Here is a 5,042-nt window from a genome sequence, read left to right as displayed (position 1 = left end):
TATAGGAGGATGTAAAATGAGAGCAATTTTCTTTGATGCCAATGGTGTACTTTATTATAGAGAAAAGGATAAAAAAAATTATTATTTAAAGCAATTTTTACAAAAGTATGAGATTACAAAGCCATTAGAAGAAGTTTTTACTCCTGAAATGGAAGAAATACACGATTCAGCTCTAAGGGGTCAGATTACACAAATTGAATATCTAAATAAAATTCTCGAAGTATTTGGAATAAATGATTCCACTATTTTACAGGAAGGGCAGGAAGCAATCAAGAAGGACCACGGAAATATTACATTATTCCCTAAGGTTAATGATACTCTTGAAACTCTTAAAAAGAGAGGTTTTTTGATTGGAATTATTACCGATGCTGAAGTAGACAAATCAGTTAAATTGGCATGGTTTAAGGAAAAAGGGCTGAACGTTTTATGGGATGCTTATGCAAATTCAATGGAATTAAAAACCCGTAAACCGGATTTGCGCATGTTTACCTTTGCATTAGAAGAGGCGGGAGTAAAAAAAGAAGAAGCGATGTTTGTCGGTCACGAATCCAGAGAGATTAATGCTGCCAAGCGTGCTGGCCTTCAGACCATAGGTTTTAATTATGAATCTGATGTAGAGGCGGATTATTATATAGGTAAATTTGAAGATTTACTAACATTGTCTGCATTGTATAATCCTGAATAAACAGGAAAAAGCTATTATGCCAATTTGATAATTATATATAATAAATTCACCAATCTTTTAGATAACTTCTAACAGTTCTTTTAAATTTTGGATAACAATATCCGGGTTTATTTTTTCACTTTTTACCAGTGAATCATTTTTTTTAGTGAGAAAAGAAGGAATTAATATGGATAAGCCAAAACCGGCATTTTTTGAACCAATAATGTCACGTGAAATCGTATCACCAACATAAACACATTGAGCCGGTTTCACCTTGACCATCCTCGCTGCATAATGAAAAATACCAGGATCGGGTTTTCTCAAACCATATAAACACGATAGAATTATAGTATCAAAATATTCTAATATCCCATAGCTTTGCAGGCAATAAGGAACCTGAATAGTACCCATAATATTACTGATACAGCCTACCTTAAGACCTTTGTGTTTTATTCTTTCTAACACGTAAGGTACTTCTTCCCGCATTGTCCTTTGAAAATACATTGTTTCTAAAAAAAAGGTTAGCAATTCAGCTATGTGGTTAACTTTGGTCTCAGAAATATTAAAATCTTTAAATACATATTTATTCCAGAAATCAGCCCCCCTGATTTCCTTATTATTTTTTATTTTTTTAGCATTATAATCTTTAAGACTGCTCGTTAATAATTCATGAAAGTCTTTGATTGTTAAGCCAGGGTCCAAATTGTTTTGACGGAGAATCTGTAAGATAATTTGAGAGGCGTTTAGTCTTATACCGGAATCATAATAAACATCTTCCAAGGTACCACCCATATCAAAAAAAACAGCCTTAATCCAGGTATTTTGATTTGCATTCATTGAGATATTTCCTTCATGATTTGTTAAAAAATAAGGATTTTCAGATACCCGTATTGCTACTTAATAATATTTAAAGCTTTGTATTAAGTACAGGATTATCTGAAAATGAAAATTTAATATGCTAATTATAACATTATAATAAATTATGAGAAATCCATAGTCAAATATACCAAAAAATGTTAATTAAATAATTTTTTGAATTGACAGAGTAAAAGTAATATGTTAATATGATAGTGCAACCGATTGCATTATTTCAAAAAATCTTACATAGAAATTGTTAAACAAAGAATTAGATTAGAAATTTGCTTAAATTTTATTCAGAGTGCTCTTTGAAAATTATAAGCTATTGTTTAACAACCGCTTGAAATTAATAAAAATTATACATGTGTATAGTTTTCTTTAATTATCAAAACTACTACATTTCTGATTAGCTTGATGTAAGCTTTAATCCATAAAATAAGAAATTAAGAATTTCTCTAAAAAAAAAACAAAAAAATTTTGTTCTTAAGTTAGATTTGAATATGTAATATATATTTAATGAAAATTGCTGCTGACAGACAGCACTTATAAATAAATAATTAACAAGAATAAAGAAATATTTTCTCAAACAGGACATAAAATGTACCAAATAATGATTATTTGAGGGGGGGGGTGAATAGTAAAAGATAAATGAAAATTAGCGTAGTTTTAAAAAAAATATTTTAAGTTTGGAGGCGAAAATGAAATTTAATTTAAAACCATTTATTTTTATTTGTATTACAATCTTTTTATTGTCGAGTGTTTGTGTTGCGGCTGTATGTGCTCAAGAACAGGATTGGGATGAGATTATTGCAAAGGCCAAAGAAGAGGGTACAGTTGTTACTTACGGGACTTCCAGCAGGGTTGCCAGGGTTGAAGATGTTATGATGTCAGAGTATGGAATATCGGTAAACCATGCAAAAATGAGTGATATGGAAATCACTGAGAGAATAGTTCGTGAACAGGAAGCAGGTGTGTTTGAAGTTGACTTTATCATGGCAGAAGATATTCTGGGAGTTGCAAAACAATTATTGCCAGCAGGATATGTTGAGAATTTTGTTCCTGAAATGTATAAGGGTGTTGTTGATGAACAATACCTTGATCCGTTGGTATTTTTAGTTCAGCCGAGAACCCTTCTGTACAATACCGAAGTATACGATGAATGCCCTGTTACTAATTTATGGGAATTGACCACTGAAAAATGGACCGGGAAGGTTATCATGAGAGACCCGGAAATTACTTCTACAAATATTAGTTTTTTTGCAGAGATTGTAAAGCATGCAGATGCAATGGCAGCTGCTTATGAGGACTATTTTGGTGAAAAAATTGAATTGACTACAGAAAATGCAGGTTGGGAATTCTTAAAAAGATTAGCCCAAAATAATGTAGTTGCAGTGGGAAGTGATGATGATACTGCTGAGGCAGTTGGTTCACGAGGACAATCAGATCCACCAATTGGATTTGCAACAGTAGGAAAACTAAGATTAAATGAAGAACAAAATATGGCTTTAGCAGTTGCAGAAAAGAAAATTAATCCTATTAATGGATACCACTACCCGGCATATGGCCTATTGGTAAACAATGCTCCTCACCCAAATGCTGCAAAATTATTTATTAGAACTCTATTTACAGATGCTGGAGTAAATGCCTGGACACAGGATATGGGCAATTTCTCAACTAATCCTGAAAATTCATATAATACAGACAATCCCCTGGGTGGATTAGATGCCTGGAAAGAAGTTACCTGGCCGTTAACAATGGAAGCAACAGCAGAATATTTCCGTGATGTACTTGATTTCTGGGTTTTAAATCGATAGACAGCAACAAACTTATTATAACAACATATTTTAATTAGTTTATGTCTATCAGTTAAGAAACAGATGAATCAATAATCCCCCGAATGATTAAATAGAATTGTTCGGGGGAAGTCTACCCTAATTTAATACCTTAATAGCAAATCAATAAAATCTTATAAAAGGCAAAACCAAGGTCAAGGTTTAAATAATTAGATATCAAAACATTAAAAGACAGTTTATTTTAAAGGGGAGGAATTATTTTGTAATGCAAACAGCCAAGAAACAAAAGGAAAATAAAAACTTATTTTTTAAGAGATTTTCAAATATTACCAGAAGAAGTTTTAGAAACCCTCCATTTATATTGAGTATCATTTTATTTGTCATATTGCTTTATTTAATAATAGGACCTCTGGTTTCAATGGTTCAGAGCAGTTTGACCCTGCATCCGAGAGATGCTCTGTTCCTTGATGATGAAAATGCTGGTGATTTTACTACATATTACTTAGTTAGAACTTTTTTAAGTAATATGAAAAATGTATTATTTTACAAACCATTTTTAAATACTTTAATAGTAATTTTCCCCATGTCTGCTATAGCTGTTTTAATCGGTGGTATTTTAGCCTGGCTTGTAGTAAGAACAGATTTGCCAGGCAGAAGGTTTTTTGCCAGAATTGCAATAACACCATATATATTACCTTCCTGGACATTAGCCTTAGCCTGGATAAATATATTTAAAAATAGAACAATTGGGGGTTCTGCAGGAATCTTAGAATATTTGGGGATTACACCACCAACGTGGATGTCTTTCGGGCCTTTGCCAATAATAATTGTTATGGCTTTGCATTATTATACTTTTTCATTTTTACTCATTGGAAGTGGTTTGCGCGAGATTGATACCAGGTTAGAAGAATCAGCTTTAGTATTGGGAGCAGATCAAAAAATAACAATTCGTAAAATCGTTTTTCCCTTAATTGCACCGGCGGTACTATCCGGCTGGGTTCTTACCATTGCCAGAGGGGTGGGGTCTTTCAGTGCACCTGCTTTTCTTGGAAGACCTGTTAATTTTCAAGTATTATCTACCAAGCTGTTTTCAAATTTACAGACCGGAAGCCCAGGAATAGCCTACCTGTTAGCATTGGTAATGATATTATTAGCAATTTCATTTATATATGTTAACCAAAAAATAGTCGGTACTCGCAAGGGATTTGTTACAATAACCGGGAAAGCTGCAACTAAGAATATTGTAAAATTAGGCAAAGCAACACCATTAATCATGACTTTAGTAATTTTATTTTTCACCTTTGTAGTTTTTGTTCCAATAATAGTATTAGCTATTGAAACATTTGTGAAAGTGCCGGGTGATTATAGTTTATCCAATTTTACTCTACAATACTGGATAGGAAAAGGGGATCCTCATATACTTTCGGGTACTCCGGGCGTATTGCGGAGCCCGGAAATGTGGCAGGCTACCTGGAATAGTCTAAAGCTAGGCCTTTTATCTTCGTTCTTCTGCGCAATAGCCGGTTTATTGATAGGTTACACGGTTGTCCGGCTAAGAGGAACTTTTCTTTCTAAATCATTAGACCAGGTTTCATTTTTGCCTTACCTAATTCCAAGTATTGCCTTTGGTGCAATTTATCTATCACTATTTGCCAAACCGCGTGGTTTTATACCCAGTCTATATGGCACTTTTGCCCTCTTAATATTAGTAACCACGGTAAAAAATT

Annotated in this window: 4 protein-coding genes; 3 read left to right on the top strand and 1 reads right to left on the bottom strand. The window is 33.1% G+C overall.

The features are described 5' to 3' along the window. The coding region (locus tag PHQ99_07765) for an HAD hydrolase-like protein (GenBank protein MDD4289466.1) at positions 1 to 685 on the top strand (685 nt) is incomplete at its 5' end. 57 nt (positions 686 to 742) lie between these two features. Here the strand turns inward: PHQ99_07765 and PHQ99_07760 are convergent. Continuing rightward, entirely contained in the window at positions 743 to 1,501 is a 759-nt protein-coding gene (locus PHQ99_07760) for an HAD family hydrolase (protein MDD4289465.1), read from the bottom strand. 719 nt (positions 1,502 to 2,220) lie between these two features. On the opposite strand from PHQ99_07760, the gene PHQ99_07755 reads away from it, so the two are divergent. Then, positions 2,221 to 3,336: an extracellular solute-binding protein gene (locus PHQ99_07755; GenBank protein MDD4289464.1), complete on the top strand. Its 1,116-nt coding sequence runs from the start codon at positions 2,221 to 2,223 to the stop codon at positions 3,334 to 3,336. 244 nt (positions 3,337 to 3,580) lie between these two features. Further along, on the top strand, positions 3,581 to 5,042 hold a 1,462-nt coding region (locus PHQ99_07750; protein MDD4289463.1), incomplete at its 3' end, for an ABC transporter permease subunit.

The organism is Atribacterota bacterium, from assembly GCA_028703475.1.
GTDB lineage: Bacteria > Atribacterota > Phoenicimicrobiia > Phoenicimicrobiales > Stramentimicrobiaceae > JAQVMU01.
This window is presented reverse-complemented; position numbering and strand designations above follow the sequence as displayed.

What these genes read in the sequence shown, in the direction of transcription:
- PHQ99_07755 (MDD4289464.1), top strand. Translation starts at nt 2,221, where the DNA reads ATGAAATTTAATTTAAAACCATTTATTTTTATTTGTATTACAATCTTT.
- PHQ99_07760 (MDD4289465.1), bottom strand. Translation starts at nt 1,501, where the DNA reads ATGAATGCAAATCAAAATACCTGGATTAAGGCTGTTTTTTTTGATATG.